This window comes from Phycisphaerae bacterium (genome assembly GCA_012729815.1).
In the GTDB taxonomy this organism is placed as follows: Bacteria; Planctomycetota; Phycisphaerae; order JAAYCJ01; family JAAYCJ01; genus JAAYCJ01.
The window spans coordinates 1-2,750 of sequence record JAAYCJ010000232.1 but is presented as its reverse complement, the minus strand read 5'-3'; the positions used below and the strand labels follow the sequence as shown (position 1 = coordinate 2,750).

Genomic DNA, 2,750 nt, shown 5'->3' with positions numbered 1-2,750 from the left:
TCAAACAGTAGCGGGCGGTGGCGGTAAAGACGATCTCGGCGGTGTCGCCATAGTCGAAGACGACGACGGGCGGATCGGCTTGGACGACGACGTTGTACTCGGGATCGCCGCAGACGACGTTGACCGGGTCGGATTCGACGGAGTCGGCGAACACCACAGCCTTAACCTGAGCCACAATGCTGGTGTCGCCGACGAACTGCACGGAGGCAACGCCGCCGGCGTCGCTATCGACGGGATTGGGTCCGACGAACTCGCCGGCGGTCTTTCCGAAGGAAACGGACTTGCCCGGCACCGGATCGCCGGTGGGGATGAGCTCATCCGTATCCGTGAATTTCTTGAGGGTCGCGGTGAGGGTCGACGCGTCCACACCGTCGGCGTCGATCTCGTCGGGATCGGCGCGCAGGATGATCCCGTATTCCGCGAAGCGGATTCTCACGACGTTGGCGCCGCTGTGGAGCGTGACCTTCCTCTCCTTCTCGGCAAGCACATTCCCGCCGGCGTCGAGGGCGGCGGCCTTGAAAGTGATCTCCTCGCCGGGATACAAGTCCACGAACTCCTTCCCGACGTGCGGAAGGTCCTGGACCACCGCCGGGTCGGGCAGCGGAACGTCCGGGTTCGTGTACGACACCTCCACTTTGACCGTCGCCGTCGTGCTCGGGCAGCCGTACGTCCCGACGTCCGCCCACGTCGGCAGGTAGTACTTGACCGCACCCGGACCCGTCAGTTCCAGACTCACCGTCGCCGAACCGAACGCGGTCGAACCGGCCATAAGGGTCTCCCAGGCCTCAACCGCCGGGGCATTGTCACCGGCCATGATCTCCGGAAGCAGAACGGGATTCAGACAGGGATTCACCGAAGCCGGCGTCCCATCCCAGACGATCGCATGTCCCGCATGCAGCGAACCGAAATCGCTCAACACGAACTTGCTTTCCGGGATGCACAGATACACGATGCTCTCCGGCAGCGTGGCGAGATGCTCCACCCACAGATCGTCGCGCATGTAGAGGTACCATCGCATCTTCGTCTTGAAGGGGTCGATGCACAGTTTGCTCAACACCCTTTCTTTCTTCCATTCGTCGCCGACGTGGAACGGCTCGTCGGGATGGCCGATGCGAGGGTACTTGCTCCGGTACGGCTTCTCCGCCGTGACCTGGACGAAGAAGGATTCCTCCGGAGGGTGGGACAAGCGCCCGTGGGCACAGATCGTGATCACGCCGTAGTCGGCGAGTTGGAGGAAGTCGTTGAAGATCAGCGTGCCGTACTCGTCGGCCGCGAGGTTGCTCTTGATCACAACATCCGACGGGTCCCAGCCGTAGTTCTCGACCAGGTCATCGCGGACGTGCTGGAACAACTCCACGTCCAACCCCGCGAACTCCTCGCTGGCCGAACTGAGAAGAAGGACCTTCCGGGACCCCGGCGTCTTCGGGGAATCGGCGGGGCCGATCTTCGCCGACGACGCGATCTTCGCCGCCGCGTCGCCCGGACCGACCACTTTCGCGGCGCTTGCCCCGCCGTCCAGTTTCGCCAGCATTTGCGACGCATCGTACGTCGGCGCAGGCCCGAACCGTCCGGCAATGCCAACGGCGGCGATCTGGCCGTCGTCGAATTCAACCCACACCGTCTGACCGTCGACCGTCGGCTCGGCCTTGGCCACGCCTTCGCAGGCCTTCAGGTCGCTCACCATCGCGGCGAACGCCGCGTCCGCCGACTGCGTCTCGCGGTTCGCCAGGTAGGAATCAGCGGCATCCTCCAGGACCTCCTGATCGGCCTGCGGCAGGAACAGGGCGTCGCTGGGGGTGGGGGTGGGACTGGCGCTCGGCGTGGGAGTCGGCGTCGGGTCCGTCGGGTCTCCGCCGCACCCGCCCACAAACAGGAACGAACTCACGGAAAAGCCAACGGAAACCGCGATGAAGAGACACACCAGCGCCTTTGCTGCCTTCATGCCCGCTACTTCCGCCAGAAAGGGCCCGGATAGCGTTGAAGAGCCAGTATATCACGTTCGGGACGCGGGTGTCAATACCTGTGTCCAAGCGATGGGCATTGGAGATAAGTGAGAGTTAAGCCCCTTGGGGTCCAGAACATCTCTCCGAGCCCATTTATTCCAGGAAAACGCTGTTCTTGACAAAGGACCGGCCGGTGGGTTGGCTCTTGTTGGTGAGGTGGGTACTGGATGTGCGGAATGAATGATGAATTGCAGGACAAGATAGCTGGACTGGTGGAGCGGGCGCGTCGTGGCGAGCTGGCGGCGTTCGCCGAACTGGTCCGACGGTTCCAAAACATGGCCTGTGGGTATGCGTATGCGGTGCTGGGCGATTTCCATCTGGCTCAGGACGCAGCCCAGGAGGCGTTCGTGGAGGCGTACCGCCGGTTGGAGCAGCTTCGCGAGCCGGCGCGGTTCGCCGGGTGGCTGCGGCGGATCGTGCTGAGTAGCAGCCATCGGTTTATCCGGGGCAAATCGGTGTCGACGGTGGGTCTGGAAGCGGCGGAGGTCGTGGCTTCCGGCGAACTGGGACCATCGAAGGCGGCTGAGGGGAAAGAACTGGGCGAGCGGGTGCTGGCGGCGGTCCGCGCGCTGCCGGAGTCGCAGCGGACGGCGGTCACGCTGTTCTACATCAACGGTTATTCGCAGAAGGAGATCGCGGATTTTCTGGAAGTGCCGGTGACCACAGTGAACAACCGTCTTCACGCGGCAAGGGTGCAACTGAAGGAAAGGATGATGACGATGGTGGAAAAGACGATCAAAGACAACG

General features: G+C 63.2%; 2 protein-coding genes. One reads left to right on the top strand and one right to left on the bottom strand.

All coding sequences use genetic code 11. The features are described 5' to 3' along the window. Window positions 1-1,942: hypothetical protein (locus tag GXY33_15230; GenBank protein NLX06490.1), on the bottom strand; the 1,942-nt coding region annotated here is incomplete at its 3' end. A gap of 237 nt (window positions 1,943-2,179) precedes the next feature. Between GXY33_15230 and GXY33_15225 the strand changes: the two genes are divergently transcribed. After that, the coding region (locus GXY33_15225) for a sigma-70 family RNA polymerase sigma factor (protein NLX06489.1) at window positions 2,180-2,750 on the top strand (571 nt) is incomplete at its 3' end.